We start from the raw sequence: 16,832 nt of genomic DNA, 5'->3' as shown, positions 1-16,832 counted from the left end.
CGCGAAAGGTGGCGCCCGGCACGAAAGGTGGCGCGCGCTACTCGCGGTGGTGGTTCTCGCCCGGCCAGGCCTCGTCCGGCCAGGCGGGGACCTGCTCGGAGGCGTCGGGGTCGATGCCGGGGACGATCTGCTCGCACCAGACGACCTTGCCCGCGGCGGTCCGGCGGGTGCCCCAGCGGTGGGCGAGCTGGCTGACGACGAGGAGGCCGCGGCCGTTCTCGTCGTCGTCCTCGGCGCGGCGGAGGCGGGGCAGCGCGGCGGAGCGGTCCAGGACCTCCAGGACGAGCGTGCGCTCCAGCAGGAGGCGCAGCTCGATCGGGCCGGGGGCGTAGCGGAGCGCGTTGGTGATCAGCTCGGACGCCAGCAGCTCGGTGGTGTAGTCGAGCTCCTCCAGCTCCCACTCCTCCAGCCGCGCCCTGACCAGGCCGCGGGCGCGGCGGACGGCGGCGGGGTCGGCGGGCAGCGTCCAGGAGGCGTAGCGGTCCTCGGGAAGCCGGCGCAACCGGGCGATGAGGACGGCGATGTCGTCGCGGTGCTGGTCGGCGTAGACGCCGGCGAGGGTGGCCTTGGCGAGGTCCTCCATCGAGCGGTCGACCGAGTCGGGCCCGAAGATCCGCTGCAGCCGGGCGAGGCCGTCGTCGATGTCGCGGCCCCGGTTCTCCACGAGGCCGTCGGTGTAGATGACGAAGAGGCTGCCGTCCTCGACGGTGAACTCGCGGCTCTCGATGGCGGCGCCGCCGGCCACACCGAGCGGCGGCGCGGGCGGCACCTGGAGGTACTCGTTGTCGCCGCCCGGCGCGGCGAGCAGCGGCGGCAGGTGCCCGGCGGACGCGATCTCGATGGTGCCGGTCGTCGCGTCGTAGACCGCGTACACGCAGGTCGCGAAGTGCGGCTCCTGCTCGCCCAGCTCGATCATCAGCTCGTGCATGACGTGCAGCGCGTCGGCGGGCGGCAGCTCCAGGTTCGCCAGCGTGTGCAGCGCGGTGCGCAGCCGGCCCATCGTCACCGCGGCGCGGACGCCGTGCCCGGCCACGTCCCCGACGATCAGGGCGACGCGGGCGCCGGGCAGCGCGATCGACTCGTACCAGTCGCCGCCGACCTCGACGAGCTTGCTGCCCGGCAGGTAGCGGTGCCGGACCTCGACCGAGGACGGCGCGGACAGCCGCATCGGCAGCAGGCTGCGCTGCAGCGCCAGCGCGGTCGCGCGCTCCCGGCTGTACCGCCGGGCGTTGTCGATGACGATCGCGGCGCGGGCGGCGAACTCCATGCCGATCTCGACGTCGTAGGCGTCGAACTTGCGGAACCCGGGGACGCGGGTGCAGGCGATGAAGCCGAGCAGCGTGTCGCGGGCGATCATCGGCAGCAGCACCATCGACACGTTGGACAGCAGCTCGCCCGCCGGGCCGCGCCGCCACAGGCGGCCGATCTCGCTCGCCCTGTCGAGGTCGATGTGCGGCAGGTGGACGGGCCGGGCCGTCTCCATCACCTGCCGGTAGGGGGTGCCCTCCGGGAAGACGAGCACCTCGCCGACGGGGAACGTGGACGTCCACGCCGGGTTGCCGTCGTCGGAGGTGACCGCGATGCGGCGCAGCACCGCCGAGCCCGACTCGGTGTGCACCTCGTCGGCGGCGACCAGACTCTCCAGCACCAGCACGGACGCGGCGTTGCAGAAGTGCGGGACGACGACGTCGACGAGCCCGCGGGCGGACTGGTCGAGGTCGAGGGTCGCGCCGAACCGGGTGAGCGGGTCGTCCATCAGCGCGCGCCGCATGAGCGCCGGGTCCTGGTAGCGCTCGCTCGGCGGCAGCTCGACCCGGACGAACAGCAGCGCGGCGGGCGCCGTGCCCGTGTCGCCGCCGACCATCGGCTGGACGGTGACGAGCGCGCTCGCGGTCGCGCCGTCGTCGCCGCGCAGCACGGCCATCACGCCGTTGCGCTCCTGGCCGGCGTCGTTCGGCTCCAGCAGCGCCTCCAGCTCGGCCTTCGCCTCGTCGCCCACCAGGTCGGTGGCGGGGCGGCCGATCAGGTCGCCGGGGGCACGGCCGAGGACCGCCTTGGCGTTCGGTCCGCACTGCACGACGCGCCGGGCACCGTCTATGCCCAGGACAAGGGTCCGGGACGCCGAATCGGTGGCGGGCGCCTCGCCTCGCGGCGCCATCACGGATCTCACCTGCGCGCTCCAGACAGCCGGTCGTCTCAGCACTACCCAGCGACAGTATGGGGCATGACACCGCCGGAGTGGGAGAAGATCACGCTTACCACGCCGAAATAGGCGCGGTTCTCCCGCCCCGGCGTCATCGCGGCCCGGTCCCGATGCCGCGCAGGAGGGTGTCGACGGCGGCCTCGGCGTAGCCGGCGGGGACCGTCTCCCGCGGCCGCCGCGCGGTCAGGGAGCCGAGCAGCAGCGACAGGACGACCTCGACGTCGAGGTCGGCGCGCAGCTCGCCGGTCTCGATCCCGTTCCGGATCACCCGGCGGATGACCTCGCGCCGGGGTTCGATGACGTCCTGCTGGTAGCGGGCGTACAGCTCGGGATATTTCTCCGCGCTGCCGGCGACGTTCCAGAAGCACCGCGAGTACCTGCTGTGCCGGCGGCCGGCGAGCCGGCGGGCGATCTCGGTGAGGTCCTCCCGGGCGGACCGGCCGGACGGCTCGGGCAGCGGCTCCTTGACGGCGCCGAGCGCGTGCACGATCAGCGCCTCCTTGCTGGGCCAGCGCCGGTAGATGGTCGTCTTGCCGACGCCGGCGCGGGCGGCGACCGCCTCGATGGAGACGCCCGCCACCCCCGACTCCTCGGCCAGCAGGTCGAGGGTCGCCTCGACGATGGCCTTGTCGGCGCGCTCGCTGCGGGGCCGGCCCGCCTGCCGCCGCTCGGTCTCGGTGCCCGGCTCGGTCTCAGTGCCCGGCTCGGTCTCAGTGCTCATCGCGCATCACGCTCTCACACGCCGGCCCTCTCCGGCCGCGACTCAGGCTCCGGCTCCGGCGCGGGCGCGGGCGCGGCGGGCGCCGCGGCGCGTCCCGGCATCCACTTCAGGACGACCAGGGCGCCGAGGAAGGAGACGACGGCGGCGGCGACGGACGCGGTGTGCATGGCGTGCACGAAGGCGGCGTCGGCGGGGCCGACGAGGCTCTGCCCCGCCGGGCCGAGCTGGGCGGCGACGGCGTGCGCTCCCTCGATCGACTCGCCGGCGGCCTCGCGCGCGCCCGCGGGCAGCGCGGCCAGCCGGTCGCGCAGGTCGCCGCGGTACACCGACGCGACGACGGAGCCGAGCACGGCCACGCCCATCGCGACGGCGACCTGCCGGGCGACGTTGTTGACGGCCGACCCGGCGCCCGCCTTCTCGCGGGGCAGCGCCGACATGACCGACTCGGTGGCGGGCGGCATGACGTTGGCCATCCCGGCGCCCTGCACGAAGAAGATCGCGCCGAGGATCCACAGCGAGGTGTGGGTGCCGACGAACTGGTAGCTCGCCAGCGCGACGGTGACCAGCATCAGCCCGGTCGTGCAGACCGCCTTGGCGCCGAAGCGGCGGACCATCGCGGCGCTGCGCGGCGCGAAGGCGAGCTGGGCGACGGCGAACGGGAGCACCATCGCGCCGGACTGCAGCGGCGTCAGGCCGCGCACCGACTGCATGTAGAAGTTGGCGAAGAAGAACACGCCGGTCGCGGCGAAGAAGCACAGCGCGATGGAGGCGACGGCGGCCGACATCCGCGGGTCCTTGAACAGCTTGACGTCGAAGGCCGGGGACACGGTGCGGGCCTCGTGCCACGCGAACAGGGCGAGCACGGCCAGGCCGGCGAGGATCGGGCCGAGCACGGGGAACTCCAGCCAGTTCCCCTTCTCGCCGCCCTGGATGATCCCGTACGACAGGACGACCAGGCCGACGACCGACAGCGCGACGCCCAGCGGGTCGAGCCGTCCGGGCTCGGGGTTGCGCGACTCGGGGACCAGGAAGGCCATCAGCACGACGCCGACCGCGATGACCGGCACGTTGATCAGGAACACCGAGCCCCACCAGAAGTGCTGGAGCAGCAGGCCGCCGGTGAGCGGGCCGATCGCGACGCCGAGGCCGACCGCGCCGGCCCAGATGCCGATGGCGCGGGCGCGCTCGTGCGGCTCGAAGACGTTGGTGATGATCGACAGGGTCTGCGGCATCACCGCGGCGCCGCCGAGGCCCATCAGGGCGCGGGCGTAGATGAGCTGCTCGGGGGTCTGCGCGTACGCCGACACCAGCGAGGCGACGGCGAACACGATCATGCCGCCGGTGAGCACCCGCTTGCGGCCGAGCCGGTCGCCGATCACACCGAAGGTGAACAGGAGCCCGGCGAAGACCAGCGTGTAGGAGTTGATGGCCCATTCGAGCTGGCTCTGGGTGGCGCCGAGCCCCTTGTGAGGGTCGGCGATCGTCTTGAGCGCCACGTTGAGGATGGTGTTGTCCAGCACCACCACCAGCAGGCTCATGGTCAGGACGCCGAGGGTGTACCACCGGCGCCGCTGGATCGTGTGTGGGTCCATAGCGATACGCAACCGTATCGTTTTTGAATTCATTCCCGCGCGGGCGGGGAATCTCCGGGGCTACCGAAATCGTTTCCCAAGTGGCACGATCGGTTCCGTCTGGGTACGCCACCGTGGCGCCTCAAGACCGGAGGTTCACACGCATGTCCTCATCCGTCGCACCCCCCGCACAGCCGACCGCACTCTACGGCGGGACGAGCGGGCGAAGGGTCACCGTACGCGACATCGCCGCCGCCAAGGAGCGGCACGAGAAGTGGCCGATGCTGACCGCGTACGACGCCCTCACCGCCCGGATCTTCGACGAGGCCGGCATCCCGGTGCTCCTCGTCGGCGACTCCGCCGCGATGGTCGTGTACGGCTACGACTCCACGATCCCCGTCACCGTCGACGACCTGATCCCGCTGACCGCGGCCGTCGTCCGCGGGTCCGAGCGCGCGATGGTCGTCGCCGACCTGCCGTTCGGGTCGTACCAGACGGGCGTCCCCGAGGCGCTGGCGGCCGCCACCCGGTTCCTCAAGGAGACCGGCGCGCACGCCGTCAAGCTGGAGGGCGGCCGCCGGATCCTCCCGCAGGTCGAGGCGATGGTCGCCGCGGGCATCCCGGTGATGGGCCACCTCGGCCTCACCCCGCAGTCGGTGAACGTCTTCGGCGGCTACCGGGTGCAGGGCCGCGGCCAGGACGGCGACGAGCTGATGGCGGACGCGAAGGCGCTGCAGGCCGCCGGCGCGTTCTCCCTCGTCCTCGAATGCGTGCCCGAGGACCTCGCCGCGCGGGTCACCGCGTCGCTGTCCATCCCGACGATCGGCATCGGCGGCGGCAACCAGACCGACGCGCAGGTCCTCGTCTGGCAGGACATGGCAGGGCTCACCCCGCGCACCGCGAAGTTCGTCAAGAAGTTCGCCGACATGAACACCCTGCTCGGCGAGGCGGCGCGCAGCTACGCCGAGGAGGTCGTGAGCGGCGCCTACCCGGCGCCCGAGCACAGCTACCACTAGCCGGACCCTGTCCCGCCCGCACGGCCGCCCCCGCCCCGGCGCGGCCGTGCGGGCGTTCCCGCGTCCGGGCCCGGCCAGGTCCGCCGGGCGGGCTACTGGTCGGGGTTCGAGCGGGCCGGCTCGGGAGGGTGCGTATCGCTCTCGCGCGTCCCACTCTCCAAGAGCCGGCCGTCGCGCGGCGCCGGGACGCGGCGCGGCTCCGCCCCGTCCGCCATGATCTCGCCGTGCAGCGTCTCCACGGCGGAGCGCAGCACGTCGGGGCCGGCGACGTTCATCAGCAGCAGCCCCAGGTTGAGGGCCATCTGCCCGTCGGTCATCTCGCTGCCGGCGAGCGCGTCGACGGCGGTGCGCAGGTCGGCCTGGTCCTCGGCGGACACGTTCTGCAGCAGGCCGAGGCAGTAGGTCGGCAGCGCCAGCCGCGACTTGGCGAACGAGACGCCCCGCATGATCTCCCCCGCCTCGTGCGCGCGGGTCTTGGCCTGCATCCGGTCGACGCCCCGGTCGGCGGCGGCGAGCAGCGAGGTCAGCAGCGTGCTCGGGCCGACCGCCACGTCCTCGTCCCCGACCCGGACGGTGAACACCGCGCTGCGGAACACCATCATCGAGCCGAGGCTCGCCACGAGCACCTGCGTGGCCGCGGCGACGTCCCCCGACCGGACCCCGAACCGCCAGTCGAAGGTGTGCAGGAGCAGCAGCGAGCCCGCGCCCGCTCCCCCGTTGATCAGCACGTACGCCCAGGTGCTCGGCACCCGGACCAGCGTGGTGGGCCGGTCCCGGTAGCGGCTGACGAGCTCGGCGATGCCGACCAGGCAGCTCAGCGAGACGGCGACGACGTATCCGATCATCGGGCCGCGGTCACTCCCCGGTCAGCCGGACGACCTCGTCGATCTCGCGTTCGACGGCGACCAGGCCGCGCTCGCGCAGCATGTCCACGGCCTCGGCGACCTCCATCAGCCCGAGCCGCGTCGCGTGGTGGATCTGCTCCAGCGACAGCGGGCCGCCCGTCGACCTCAGCTGCGCCAGCACCCGCCGGCACGCGTCCTCCGCGCCGGGCTCGGCATGCGAGGGGGTGTGGCCGGGCTCACCCGCGGGCGCCGCGCCGGGGGTCCGCCGCCCCGCGTCCCGTCCCGAAGGCGCGAGGAACGCGCTCCACGGATCTGCCGACCGGATCTCTCTCATCTCCACCCCGCATGTCGCCACCACGATGGTACGTCAGCATTTGGACGCGGCAGGGGCGCGAACCGCTCCCTATTTCCGCGCGGAACGCACCACGATCAGCAGGTCGCCCGGTTCGAGGGCGCCGCACCCGGCGTCGTCGAACGGCAGCGTCCGGCCGTCCCGGACCAGCGCGAGCGCCGGCTCCCGCACCGCGCCGAGCGGGCCGCCGACCTCCTCCGGCCGGACCTCGCGCTGAACCAGGTCGAGGCCGCTGCCCTGGTCCAGCAGATCCTCGATGACCTGGCTGACGCTCGGCTGGGTCGTGGACACCCCGAGCAGCCGCCCCGCCGCCTCCGACGAGATCACCACGCGGTCGGCGCCCGACTGCAGCAGCAGCGGGACGTTCTCCGACTCGCGCACCGACGCGTGGATGCCGGCGTGCGGGTTGAGCTGCCGGGCGGTCAGCGTGATCAGCACCGCGGTGTCGTCGCGGGCGCTCGCCACCACGATCTTGCGGGCCCGGTGGACTGACGCCTGCCTCAGCACCGAGCTGCGCGTCGCGTCCCCCGCGACGCCGACGAACCCGGCCTCCGCCGCCTCGGCGACCACCCGGGGGTCCGGGTCGACGACGACGATCGAGGTCTTCTCCACCCCGGTGCTCAGCAGCGTCTTGATGGCGCTGCGGCCCTTCGTGCCGTAGCCGGCCACCACGATGTGGTCGCGCACCTGCGCCCTCCAGCGGGACTTGCGCCAGTCGTCGCGGGTGCGCTCCGCCAGCACCTCGAGGGTCGTGCCCACGAGGACGATGAGGAACAGCACCCGGACGGGCGTGATGAAGACGATGTTGACGAGCCGCGCGCCGTCGCCGACGGGCGTGATGTCGCCGTACCCGGTGGTGGAGATGGTCACCGAGGCGTAGTAGAAGGCGTCCAGCAGCGACACCGTCCCGTCGCTGCCGTCGCGGTAGCCGCCGCGGTCGGCGTACACGACCGCCACGACCGCGAACATCAGCAGCAGCGCGATGCCGACCCGCCGGGCGACCGCGCGCAGCGGCCCTTGCCCGGCGGAGGGCAGCAGGACAAGCGGGCGCCGCGCCGCCTCCGCGTCGTCGATGCTCGGCACCGTCCCGAGACTAGCGATCAGACGTCGGTGATGCGCAATCCGGCGTGCGCCTTGTAGCGGCGGTTGATGGAGATGAGGTTGGCGGTGAACGCCTCGATCTGGCCCGCGTTGTGCAGCCGGCCGCCGTAGACGCCGCGCATGCCGGGGATGCGGCCGGCGAGGGCCTGGACGAGGTCGGTGGCCTCCCGGTCGTTGCCGAGGACGAGCACGTCCAGCTCCATCTCGGCCACCCCGGGGTCGAGCAGCAGCCTGGCCGACACGTGGTGGAACGCGGCGACGACCCGGCTGTCCGGCAGGACGGCGGCGGCCTGCTCGGCGGCGCTGCCCTCCTCGACCGGCAGCGCGAACGCGCCCTTGCCCTTCTCGAAACCGAGCGGGTTCACGCAGTCGACGACGATCTTGCCGGCCAGCTCGGCGCGCAGCGACTCCAGCGTGGCCTTGTGGCCGTCCCACGGCACGGCGACGATCACCACGTCGGACTCCCCGGCCGCGACCGGGTTCTCCGCGCCGGAGACCGGCAGGTCCGCGCCGCCCTCACCGGCCAGGTCGTCCGCCGCGGCCTGGGCGCGCTCCGCCTTGCGCGACCCGATCGTCACCCGGTGCCCGGCGAGCGCGAAGCGGCGCGCGAGCCCCTTGCCCTGGTCGCCCGTCCCGCCGAGGATGCCGATGGACAGGCCGCTCACGTCGGGGAGGTCGTAGGGCGTCTTCTGCTGCTGCTCAGTCATGCGGCCGAGTCTGCCAGGCGGCCCGCGCGGCGCGGCGCGGAGGGTTCCCGCATCGCGGAAACCGCCTGACCAGGACGTCCGATGCGGCACCATGGTGGCCGTGGACGCCGAGCAGATCACGATGTTGCGCGAGGTCCTGTCGACGACCGGCTGGCTGGACCGGACCCGCGAGTTCGGGCGCGCGCTGCGGGCCACGTCCCGCACGCCCGGCGGGCTGCTGCTGGTCGGCACGCCCGCCGGCGACCCCTGGCATCTCGCGGCGCACCTGGACGACGAGAGCCGGCTCGGCGACGCCCCCGGCCTGGCGCCCACGCTGGTGCGCTGGCGGCCGCCCGCGGACGCGCCCGGGCACCTGCGGATCGGGCTGGAGCGGCTGGAGGCGGCGCGGCGCGGCGAGACGCTGTTCGTCGTCGCCGAGGAGGACGCGCCCGTCCCGCTGCTGGAACGGGTCGACGACGCGCGCCGCACCGGCGCCACGGTCCTGGCCCTGGAGGGCGGCGACCGCGAGCTGCGCGGCCTCGCCCACGAGGCGCTGACCGTCCCGCCGGGCGAGGCCCTCCTGTCGTTCGACGGCGCGCAGCACCTCGTGAGCGCCGCGGCCGGCGAGGAGCCGGGCCGCGGCCCGCGCGGGCTCCGGCACCGCCTCGCCCGGCTGCTCGACGCGGTGTCGGGCCCGGTCGTCGACTAGCCCCCGCCGCGTTCAGTCCTCGCCGTTCAATCCGCGCCGTTCAGTCCTCGCTGTTCAGTCCTCGCTGTTCAGTCCTCGCCGTTCTGCTTGCGCCACGCCTCGTTGCGCTCGCGCGCGAGGGCGAGGGCGCCGGCGGCGGCGCTCTCGGTCTCGTACGGGCCCATCCGGTCCTTGCCGGGGCAGCCGGGCCCGTGCTCGACCTTCATGTGCTTCAGGCAGAACCACCAGTCACCGTCGTCACCGGCCATCGGCGCTCCTCTCGATCACGCGTTCACGGGGATTCGTCGCCCCGAGCCCGCTGACTACACTCCATCACTATGACGACCCAGCTTCTCCGGCCCGGCCGGGTTTCCCCGATGCGCAAGGTCCCGTCGAGCATCCCGCGCCCGGAGTACGTGGGGAAGCAGCGGCCCAGGACGGGCGAGCCGGACGTCAAGACGCCCGAGATCATCGAGCGGATGCGGGTGGCGGGGAAGATCGCGGCGCAGGCGCTGGAGGAGGTCGGCCGGCACGTCCGGCCCGGCATCACCACCGACGAGCTGGACGTCATCGGGCACGAGTTCCTCCTCGACCACGGCGCGTACCCGTCCACGCTCGGCTACCGCGGCTTCCCCAAGTCGCTGTGCACCTCGATCAACGAGGTGATCTGCCACGGGATCCCGGACGACACGGTGCTGCGCGACGGCGACATCATCAACGTCGACATCACCGCCTACATCGACGGGGTGCACGGCGACACCGACGCGACGTTCCTGTGCGGGGACGTCGACGAGGAGTCGCGGCTGCTGGTGGAGCGGACCCGCGAGGCGGCGATGCGGGGCATCCGCGCGGTGAAGCCGGGGCGGGCGCTCAACGTGATCGGGCGGGTCATCGAGTCCTACGCCAGGCGGTTCGGGTACGGGGTCGTCCGCGACTTCACCGGCCACGGCATCGGCACGACGTTCCACTCCGGCCTGGTCGTGCCGCACTACGACGACCCGCGGGCGACCACGATCATCGAGCCGGGGATGACGTTCACGGTCGAGCCGATGCTGACGCTCGGCACCCACGACTACGACATGTGGGACGACGGCTGGACGGTCGTGACCAAGGACCGCAGGCGCACGGCGCAGTTCGAGCACACGCTCCTGGTGACCGAGGACGGCCACGAAATCCTCACCCTGCCGTGACCCATCTCTTGATCTAGAGTCCGATTCGCCCCCACTTCCGGCCGGGAGACCCTCTAGAGATGAACGCCCCAGCGCCGTACGAGCCGAGGGTTCCGTCCGACAGCATGCCTCCGGGGCGCGCGGCGCTGAGCGTGACGTGGGCGGCGCTGCCGTTCCTGACCCTCGGGTACGCCACGCCGTTTACCTTCGCGGCGGCGCTACTGTGGCGGCGGAGCATGCATCTGCTGGTGTCGACCGCGGTGTACGCGGGCGTGTTCGCGCTGATGCTGGTCCTGCTGCCGGACATCGGCGAGGAGGAGGGCACCGAGCGGGCCGTCGGGGTGCTGCTGTTCCTGCTCGCGGTGGTCGGCTGCGGGCACGCGTTCCTGATCCGGCGCCGGGTGTTCGATCCGCACGGGCTGTCGGCGGTGGACAACGAGGCCGTGGTCGAGCGGGTCAAGCGGCGGCGGCTGCTGCGGGAGAAGGCGCGCGAGCTGGCCGCGTCCGACCCGGGCCTCGCCAAGGAGCTGCGCATCGGACGCCCCGACCTGCCGCGCCAGTACAACGACGGCGGGCTGATCGACGTCAACCACGCCCCCGCGGAGGCGCTGACGCTGCTGCCGGGCATCACCCCGGATCTGGCGGCGAAGATCGAGCGGGTGCGGGCGGAGACGGGCGGGTTCATGTCCGCCGAGGAGCTGTCGGCGGTGGCGGGGCTGCCGCCGTCCCTCACCGGCGACGTGGCCGACTACGCCGTCTTCATCCGCTGATCGCGGGTATGCATCGGGCGTGAGCCCGAAGAAGCCGAGAAAGCCCCCCGCGCCCCCCGCGCCCGAAGGCGACCGGCTCGCCGAGTACCGGGGCAGGCGGGACGCCGGGAGGACGCCGGAGCCGGTCCCGGAGGAGAAGGCCCTGCCCCACGGCGACGACGACACGTTCGTCGTCCAGGAGCACCACGCGACCAGCCTGCACTGGGACCTGCGCCTCGAACGCGACGGCGTGCTCGTCTCCTGGGCCGTCCCGAAGGGCCTGCCGTGGAGCCCCGACACGAACCACCTGGCCGTGCACACCGAGGACCATCCGCTGGAGTACGCCTCTTTCGAGGGCGAGATCCCGCGCGGCGAGTACGGCGCCGGAAAAATGATCATCTGGGACCGCGGGACGTACGAGACGGAGAAGTGGTCCGAGCGCGAGGTGAAGGTGGTCATCCACGGCTCGCGCGTGTCCGGCCGGTACGTGCTGTTCAAGACGCGGGGCAGGAACTGGATGATCCACCGGATGGACCCGCCGGCGGATCCGGACGCCGAGCCGCTGCCGGAGTCGCTGCGGCCCATGCGCCCGGTCGAGAGGGCGCGGCTGCCGCGCGACCAGGAGGCGTGGGGGTTCGAGTTCGCGTGGGGCGGCAGGCGGCTGCTCGCCTACGTCGAGGGCGGCCGGACGCGGTTCACCGACGAGCGGGGCCGCGCCGTCGACGGCCCCGGCGGGCTGGGCTCCCGGCTCGGCGCCGAGCTGGGAGCCCGGCCCGCGGTGCTCGACGGGGAGCGGGCCGTCCTGGACGGCCGCGAGACGTACATGATCTACGACCTGCCGCATCTGGACGGCCGGCCGCTGCTGGACGTCCCCTACCGGGAGCGGCGGGAGCGGCTCGACGGCCTCGGGCTGTCGGGCCCGCTGTGGCAGACCGCCCCCTGGTTCCCGGGCGACGGCCACGCCGTCCGGGACGCGGCCCGCGGCCAGGGCCTGCCCGGCGTGGTCGCCAAGCGCCTCGACTCCCCCTACGCGGCCGGCGAGGAGTCGGACGCCTGGCGTTTCATCCCGTCGTAGCTAGTACCCCACCGTGATGCGGCGCTGGACGGCGTTGCCCTTCTCCAGCTCGTCGACCAGCGCGATGGCGTAGTCCTCGGCGCTGATGCGGCTGACCCCCTCGGCGTCGGTGAGGAGCTGCTCCGTCCCGAGGCGGAACGTGCCGGTGCGCTCGCCGGGCTCGATGAACGCGGGCGGCGAGAGGTACGTCCAGTCCACGTCGCCGGCCTCGGCCCGGATGACGCCGAGCTGCTCGGCCGCCGCGAGCGCCTCGCCCTTGTAGATGTCCGGGAACTCGGGGGTGTCCACGAGCCGGACGCCCGGGGCGGCCTCCAGGCTGCCCGCGCCGCCGACCACGATCAGCCGCCGGACGCCGGCCCGGCGCAGGCCGTCGAGGACGCCGCGGGTGACGGCCAGCAGCGGCCCCGTCGTCTCCGAGCCGTCCCGGGGCGGCGGGACGGTCAGCACGGCGGCGTCGTGCCCCGCGGCCAGCCGGGCGATCGCGTCCGCGTCGCTCGCCTCGGCGGCGGCCGTGCCCTCGTTCCCTGTACGGGTGACGCCGGTGACCTCGTGGCCGCGCCCGCGCGCCTCGTCGGCGATCCGCCGCCCGATCATGCCCGTCGCGCCGATCAGCAGAACCCTCATGAAACCCTCCTCTGACGTCGTCGGACTGGAAGGTATCCATCGGATACTGGTTACTTCAACGTGCTATTGGTACCCTATGGAAACCATGAGAGGTGACGCGTTCGACCCGAACTGCCCGACCCGGCTGATCCTGGACCGCATCGGCGACAAGTGGTCGGTCCTCGTCGTGCTCCTCCTGACCGGCGGGCCGCGCCGGTTCACCCAGCTGCGCGACATGATCGGCGGCGTCACGCCCAAGGTCCTCACCCAGACGCTCCGCGCGATGGAACGCGACGGCCTCCTCACCCGGACGGTCTTCGCCGAGGTGCCGCCGCGCGTCGAGTACGCCCTCACCCCGCTCGGCCACTCCCTCCAGACGCCGATCCAGGCCGTCGCCGACTGGGCCGAGGAGAACGTCGAGGCGGTCGTGTCCGCGCGCGAAAGGCACGCCGGCTAGGGCGGAACCGGCGAGCCGCGTCCGGCATCAAAGGGACACGGCACCCCGTACGGCGCGTCGCCGCTGAAACCGATCAGGAGCGGAATAGAGTCCCGCCCTGAGACGGGCGGCGGTACGCGCTGGAAGGCGGGGGAACGGCACATGATGGGCAAGACGCACGCCCTGAGCGGCGCGCTGGCATGGCTGGCGGCCGTCCCGGTGATCGCGCAGGAGCGGCTGCTGGGCGACCACGCGGTCTCGCTGTCGGTGGAGCAGATCGCCGCCGGCGCCGTGGTGTGCGCGGGCGCGGCCATCCTGCCCGACATCGACCACCACAACGGACGCATCGCCAACACCTTCGGCCCGATCACCGGCCACATGTGCAAGTGGATCGGCAAGCTGTCGGGCGGGCACCGGCAGGCGACCCACTCGATCCTGTTCGCGGTCGGCATCGGCTGGGCGATGGACGCCCTCGCCACCCACTACGTGTACGCCTGGTGGGCCTGCCTCTTCATGATCGTCGGGCTGGGGCTGCGCGGCGTCGGCCTCGACTTCGAGGGCAAGGAGCCGCAGTCGGCGCTCGCGGACTGCGCGCTCGCGCTCATCGCGGTCTGGCTGATGCACAACCTCGACATGAGCTTCGTCGGGTTCGCGGTCACGCTCGGGTGCCTGGCGCACGTCGCCGGCGACTGCCTGACACCGCGGGGCTGCCCGGTGTTCTGGCCGCTGCCCTGGCGGATCGACGTCCCCGTCATCCCGAGGACGGACGGCAAGGTCGAGCGCTGGGTGGTGATGCCGTTCCTGTCCCTCGGCATCGCGATCCTCGCCGTCCGCTCGGTCCTCGGCGACACCACCACCGCCTGGCTGACCCGGGGCTGATCAGCCGAGCAGATCGGAGAACCGGTCGCACCGGACGAGTCCCCATCCGTAGTCGTCCGCGTCCGGGGCGTCCCACAGCCTGATGGCCCGGACGCCCGGCACGGCCTCCGCGGTGCACGCGATCTGGGCCAGCGCCACCCGGGACCAGCCGGTCCGCCGGCGCGGGACCTCCGGCCGCAGATCGATGACCAGCACGCCGGGCGAGCCGACCGGCCCGCCGGCCCTCCTGTCCACCCACGCGGTCAGCGGGCGGCGGACCTCGGTACGCAGCCCGGCGGCGCGCTCCGCCGCGGTCGGCGGCACGGCCAGCTGCTCGATGGACAGGTACGGGTGGCCAGGCAACCCGGGCCGCGTGACGGGCCGCAGACCGCCGCCGTGCACCAGGTACACGGTCACGGTGTCGGCGTTCCCCTCGGCGTGCGGCAGGTCGCCCCCGCTGATGACGCCGGTGGGCCGGACGCCGCAGCCGGCCGCGGCGAGGGCGGCCGCCAGCGCGGCCGCCACCGGGCGCGCCCCTCTCATGACGGTTCACCGCCGTCCCCGCGCGGCAGCCACAGGGTGAACACGGCTCCGCCCTCCTGCCGGTTGGCCGCCTCCAGGGTCCCCCGGTGCAGCCTGGCGTTCTCCCTGGCGATCGACAGGCCGAGACCGCTCCCGTCGCTGCGCGAGCGCGCCGCCTCCGCCTTGACGAACCGGTCGAAGACCACGGGCACCAGGTCGGCGGCCAGGCCGGGGCCGCGGTCGGCGACCACGACCTCCACGCCCGCGACGCCGTCGCGGTCCGCGGGCCCGAAGCGCAGCGAGACCGGCGGCCGCCCGTGGCCGAGCGCGTTGCCGGCCAGGTTGGCGATGACGACGTCGAACCGCCGCGGGTCCAGCCGGGCGGTCAGGTCCGCGGGCCCCTCGGCCGCCACCTCGTCCCGCCAGCCGCGCGCCTCCAGGGTGCCCGCGACCGCCTCCGCCACGTTCACGTCGTCCAGGACGAGCGCGGCGGCGCCGGCGTCGAACCGGCTGATCTCGATGAGGTGCTCGACGAGCCGCCCGAGCCGCCGGGTCTCGGCCGCGACGAGCCGCGCCGCGGCGCCGTCCCCGCCCGCCGCCTCCCCGGCCAGCACATCGGTCGCGGCGATCATCGAGGTCAGCGGGGTGCGCAGCTCGTGGGACACGTCGGCGACGAACCGGCGGGACGCGGCCTCCATCGCGCGCAGGTCCGTCACCGTCCGCTCCAGAGCCTCCGCCGTCCGGTTGAAGGTGCGGGCGAGGTCGGCGAGCTCGTCGCGGCCCCGCACGCCCACCCGGGTCTCCAGGTCGCCCTCGCCGAGGGCGCGCGCGGCGGCGCCGAGCCGGCGCACCGGGCGCAGCACGCCGCGGGTGGCCAGCAGCGCGAGCCCGAGCGCCAGCACCAGGGCGGCGGCGTCCGCGACCATCAGCGTGCGGGTGAACAGCCGCAGGTCGGCCGCCTCCCGGCGCAGGCTCGCGGAGACGAACACCATCGGCGGCGTCGTCCGCCACGGCTCGTCCACGGTCGTCTGGTAGCCGGTGACGCGGGCGCCGACGAGCAGGAAGGGGCGGCTGCCCAGCGGACGGCCGCGCCGGACGATGCGCTGGAACACCATCCCCCGCATCGCGCGCCGGGCGAACTCGCGGGTGACGGGGACGTCCAGGCTGCCCGGCGGCGGGACGGCGACGCCGCCGTCCAGCCGCACCGGCACCGCCACCGCCCGGCGCCCCGGCACCGAGCCGAGGGTGCGCGCCAGCTCGGCGCCGACGAGCGCCGTCACGTCGGGCGGCAGCCGGGACGGGATCTGCCGGGTGAGGGCGTCGCGGACGTCGGTCAGCACCGCGTCCTGCGCGCGCTGCAGCATCACGCGGCGCAGCAGCACGTACGAGATGCCGGACGCCAGCACCGACGCCAGCAGCGCGACCGCGGTGAACGCCGCGGCGAGCCGGATCCGCAGCCCGGTGAACCAGCGGCGCCGCATCACGTCGCCGCGAAGCGGTAGCCGAATCCCCGGACGGTCTCGATCAGCCGCGGCTCGGCCGGCTCGTCCTCGATCTTGGCGCGGACGCGCTGGACGCAGGCGTCGACGAGCCGGGAGTCGCCCGGGTAGGTGTGCTCCCACACCTCGGCGAGCAGGTGCCGGCGGGTGAGGGCCTGGCCGGGACGCCGGGTCAGCTCCAGCAGCAGCCGCAGCTCGGTCGGGGTGAGGCGCAGGTCTGCGCCGCCCTTGGTGACCTTCAGCGAGGCCCGGTCGATCACGAGGTCGCCGTACACGGACCGGTCGAGGCGGGTCCGGTCGGCGCGGCGCAGGACCGCGCGGATCCGGGCGTCCAGGACGCGGGGCTCGACGGGCTTGACGACGTAGTCGTCGGCGCCCGCCTCCAGGCCGAGCACGACGTCGAGGTCGTCGCCGCGCGCGGTCAGCAGGATCACCGGCAGCGGGTCCTCCCGGCGGATGCGGCGGCACACCTCGATCCCGTCGATGCCGGGCAGCATCACGTCCAGGAGCGCGATCTCGGGGCGCCGCGCCCGCAGCGCCTCCAGCCCGTCCTCGCCGGTGGCGCGGGACGTCACGCCGTGCCCCTGGCGGGTCAGCGCCAGCTCCAGGGCCGCCCTGGCCGACGGATCGTCCTCGATGAACAGGATGCTCGCCACCCGGACATTATCGGCGGTTCACGATCATCTGGCGGGTTGTGTCACGAGATCTGGACATCACCGGCACAAGATCATGACGACG

General features: G+C 73.7%; 19 protein-coding genes. 7 read left to right on the top strand and 12 right to left on the bottom strand.

Annotation, left to right across the window (positions count from 1 at the left end):
- Positions 1-37: 37 nt before the first annotated feature.
- The 3 genes from K8Z49_RS45015 to K8Z49_RS45005 form a co-directional block, all read right to left on the bottom strand.
- On the bottom strand, positions 38-2,170 hold the full coding sequence (locus K8Z49_RS45015) for a SpoIIE family protein phosphatase (RefSeq protein ID WP_235206519.1): 2,133 nt from the start codon (positions 2,168-2,170) through the stop codon (positions 38-40).
- Positions 2,171-2,294: 124 nt separating this feature from the next.
- Positions 2,295-2,924 (bottom strand): TetR/AcrR family transcriptional regulator, encoded by a 630-nt coding sequence (locus K8Z49_RS45010; protein ID WP_075019796.1) that lies wholly within the window; start codon positions 2,922-2,924, stop codon positions 2,295-2,297.
- Between the two features lie 14 nt (positions 2,925-2,938).
- The gene (locus K8Z49_RS45005) at positions 2,939-4,516 is read right to left on the bottom strand and encodes an MFS transporter (RefSeq protein ID WP_021598171.1); all 1,578 of its coding nucleotides are present in this window, start codon (positions 4,514-4,516) and stop codon (positions 2,939-2,941) included.
- Positions 4,517-4,659: 143 nt separating this feature from the next.
- On the opposite strand from K8Z49_RS45005, the gene panB reads away from it, so the two are divergent.
- The gene (gene panB, locus K8Z49_RS45000; RefSeq protein ID WP_412516989.1) at positions 4,660-5,511 is read left to right on the top strand and encodes a 3-methyl-2-oxobutanoate hydroxymethyltransferase; all 852 of its coding nucleotides are present in this window, start codon (positions 4,660-4,662) and stop codon (positions 5,509-5,511) included.
- A gap of 92 nt (positions 5,512-5,603) precedes the next feature.
- Here panB and K8Z49_RS44995 read toward each other — a convergent pair whose 3' ends face one another.
- The 4 genes from K8Z49_RS44995 to npdG all read right to left on the bottom strand — a co-directional run bounded on the left by K8Z49_RS44995 (position 5,604) and on the right by npdG (position 8,516).
- Positions 5,604-6,356, bottom strand: coding sequence for a hypothetical protein (locus K8Z49_RS44995; protein WP_021598169.1), 753 nt, complete (start codon positions 6,354-6,356; stop codon positions 5,604-5,606).
- A gap of 10 nt (positions 6,357-6,366) precedes the next feature.
- The gene (locus tag K8Z49_RS44990; protein ID WP_021598168.1) at positions 6,367-6,690 is read right to left on the bottom strand and encodes a hypothetical protein; all 324 of its coding nucleotides are present in this window, start codon (positions 6,688-6,690) and stop codon (positions 6,367-6,369) included.
- Between the two features lie 69 nt (positions 6,691-6,759).
- The gene (locus tag K8Z49_RS44985) at positions 6,760-7,791 is read right to left on the bottom strand and encodes a potassium channel family protein (protein ID WP_021598167.1); all 1,032 of its coding nucleotides are present in this window, start codon (positions 7,789-7,791) and stop codon (positions 6,760-6,762) included.
- Positions 7,792-7,808: 17 nt separating this feature from the next.
- Complete coding sequence (gene npdG, locus K8Z49_RS44980) at positions 7,809-8,516, bottom strand: NADPH-dependent F420 reductase (protein WP_075019794.1); 708 nt, start codon at positions 8,514-8,516, stop codon at positions 7,809-7,811.
- Positions 8,517-8,607: 91 nt separating this feature from the next.
- Between npdG and K8Z49_RS44975 the strand changes: the two genes are divergently transcribed.
- Entirely contained in the window at positions 8,608-9,204 is a 597-nt protein-coding gene (locus tag K8Z49_RS44975; RefSeq protein ID WP_075019793.1) for a hypothetical protein, read from the top strand.
- 68 nt (positions 9,205-9,272) lie between these two features.
- Here the strand turns inward: K8Z49_RS44975 and K8Z49_RS44970 are convergent, their stop codons facing one another.
- Complete coding sequence (locus K8Z49_RS44970) at positions 9,273-9,452, bottom strand: hypothetical protein (RefSeq protein WP_075019792.1); 180 nt, start codon at positions 9,450-9,452, stop codon at positions 9,273-9,275.
- Between the two features lie 69 nt (positions 9,453-9,521).
- On the opposite strand from K8Z49_RS44970, the gene map reads away from it, so the two are divergent.
- The 3 genes from map to K8Z49_RS44955 are packed head-to-tail and all read left to right on the top strand — an operon-like array spanning position 9,522 to position 12,176.
- Positions 9,522-10,373 (top strand): type I methionyl aminopeptidase, encoded by an 852-nt coding sequence (gene map, locus K8Z49_RS44965; RefSeq protein WP_024936102.1) that lies wholly within the window; start codon positions 9,522-9,524, stop codon positions 10,371-10,373.
- A 59-nt stretch (positions 10,374-10,432) separates the two neighbouring features.
- The gene (locus tag K8Z49_RS44960) at positions 10,433-11,122 is read left to right on the top strand and encodes a ComEA family DNA-binding protein (RefSeq protein ID WP_412516988.1); all 690 of its coding nucleotides are present in this window, start codon (positions 10,433-10,435) and stop codon (positions 11,120-11,122) included.
- Between the two features lie 19 nt (positions 11,123-11,141).
- Complete coding sequence (locus tag K8Z49_RS44955) at positions 11,142-12,176, top strand: DNA polymerase ligase N-terminal domain-containing protein (RefSeq protein ID WP_021598236.1); 1,035 nt, start codon at positions 11,142-11,144, stop codon at positions 12,174-12,176.
- On the opposite strand, the gene K8Z49_RS44950 is transcribed toward K8Z49_RS44955, so the two are convergent.
- Positions 12,177-12,800: an NAD(P)-dependent oxidoreductase gene (locus K8Z49_RS44950; RefSeq protein ID WP_075019791.1), complete on the bottom strand. Its 624-nt coding sequence runs from the start codon at positions 12,798-12,800 to the stop codon at positions 12,177-12,179.
- 85 nt (positions 12,801-12,885) lie between these two features.
- Between K8Z49_RS44950 and K8Z49_RS44945 the strand changes: the two genes are divergently transcribed.
- The gene (locus K8Z49_RS44945; protein ID WP_021598234.1) at positions 12,886-13,236 is read left to right on the top strand and encodes a winged helix-turn-helix transcriptional regulator; all 351 of its coding nucleotides are present in this window, start codon (positions 12,886-12,888) and stop codon (positions 13,234-13,236) included.
- Between the two features lie 141 nt (positions 13,237-13,377).
- The gene (locus K8Z49_RS44940) at positions 13,378-14,094 is read left to right on the top strand and encodes a metal-dependent hydrolase (protein WP_024936100.1); all 717 of its coding nucleotides are present in this window, start codon (positions 13,378-13,380) and stop codon (positions 14,092-14,094) included.
- On the opposite strand, the gene K8Z49_RS44935 is transcribed toward K8Z49_RS44940, so the two are convergent.
- Genes K8Z49_RS44935 through K8Z49_RS44925 form a run of 3 tightly spaced genes read right to left on the bottom strand, consistent with a single transcriptional unit; the run spans position 14,095 to position 16,750 of the window.
- Positions 14,095-14,616, bottom strand: coding sequence for a hypothetical protein (locus tag K8Z49_RS44935; RefSeq protein ID WP_143118264.1), 522 nt, complete (start codon positions 14,614-14,616; stop codon positions 14,095-14,097).
- Positions 14,613-16,076: a sensor histidine kinase gene (locus tag K8Z49_RS44930; RefSeq protein ID WP_024936099.1), complete on the bottom strand. Its 1,464-nt coding sequence runs from the start codon at positions 16,074-16,076 to the stop codon at positions 14,613-14,615. The genes K8Z49_RS44935 and K8Z49_RS44930 overlap by 4 nt, the downstream gene beginning before the upstream one ends.
- Positions 16,076-16,750: a response regulator gene (locus tag K8Z49_RS44925; protein WP_021598230.1), complete on the bottom strand. Its 675-nt coding sequence runs from the start codon at positions 16,748-16,750 to the stop codon at positions 16,076-16,078. The genes K8Z49_RS44930 and K8Z49_RS44925 overlap by 1 nt, the downstream gene beginning before the upstream one ends.
- Positions 16,751-16,832: the final 82 nt, after the last annotated feature.

The sequence above is a fragment of the Actinomadura madurae genome, from assembly GCF_047130825.1.
Classification (GTDB): Bacteria; Actinomycetota; Actinomycetes; order Streptosporangiales; family Streptosporangiaceae; genus Spirillospora; species Spirillospora madurae.
Note: the sequence above shows the minus strand (reverse complement) of the source record. Positions and strands in the feature narration are given on the sequence as shown.

Coding starts and splice junctions, on each gene's coding strand:
- npdG (WP_075019794.1), bottom strand. CDS start 8,516: ATGACTGAGCAGCAGCAGAAGACGCCCTACGACCTCCCCGACGTGAGC.
- K8Z49_RS44940 (WP_024936100.1), top strand. CDS start 13,378: ATGATGGGCAAGACGCACGCCCTGAGCGGCGCGCTGGCATGGCTGGCG.
- K8Z49_RS44930 (WP_024936099.1), bottom strand. CDS start 16,076: ATGCGGCGCCGCTGGTTCACCGGGCTGCGGATCCGGCTCGCCGCGGCG.
- K8Z49_RS44990 (WP_021598168.1), bottom strand. CDS start 6,690: ATGAGAGAGATCCGGTCGGCAGATCCGTGGAGCGCGTTCCTCGCGCCT.
- K8Z49_RS44950 (WP_075019791.1), bottom strand. CDS start 12,800: ATGAGGGTTCTGCTGATCGGCGCGACGGGCATGATCGGGCGGCGGATC.
- map (WP_024936102.1), top strand. CDS start 9,522: ATGACGACCCAGCTTCTCCGGCCCGGCCGGGTTTCCCCGATGCGCAAG.
- K8Z49_RS44970 (WP_075019792.1), bottom strand. CDS start 9,452: ATGGCCGGTGACGACGGTGACTGGTGGTTCTGCCTGAAGCACATGAAG.
- K8Z49_RS45005 (WP_021598171.1), bottom strand. CDS start 4,516: ATGGACCCACACACGATCCAGCGGCGCCGGTGGTACACCCTCGGCGTC.
- K8Z49_RS44945 (WP_021598234.1), top strand. CDS start 12,886: ATGAGAGGTGACGCGTTCGACCCGAACTGCCCGACCCGGCTGATCCTG.
- panB (WP_412516989.1), top strand. CDS start 4,660: ATGTCCTCATCCGTCGCACCCCCCGCACAGCCGACCGCACTCTACGGC.
- K8Z49_RS45010 (WP_075019796.1), bottom strand. CDS start 2,924: ATGAGCACTGAGACCGAGCCGGGCACTGAGACCGAGCCGGGCACCGAG.
- K8Z49_RS44995 (WP_021598169.1), bottom strand. CDS start 6,356: ATGATCGGATACGTCGTCGCCGTCTCGCTGAGCTGCCTGGTCGGCATC.
- K8Z49_RS44960 (WP_412516988.1), top strand. CDS start 10,433: ATGAACGCCCCAGCGCCGTACGAGCCGAGGGTTCCGTCCGACAGCATG.
- K8Z49_RS44935 (WP_143118264.1), bottom strand. CDS start 14,616: ATGAGAGGGGCGCGCCCGGTGGCGGCCGCGCTGGCGGCCGCCCTCGCC.
- K8Z49_RS44975 (WP_075019793.1), top strand. CDS start 8,608: ATGGTGGCCGTGGACGCCGAGCAGATCACGATGTTGCGCGAGGTCCTG.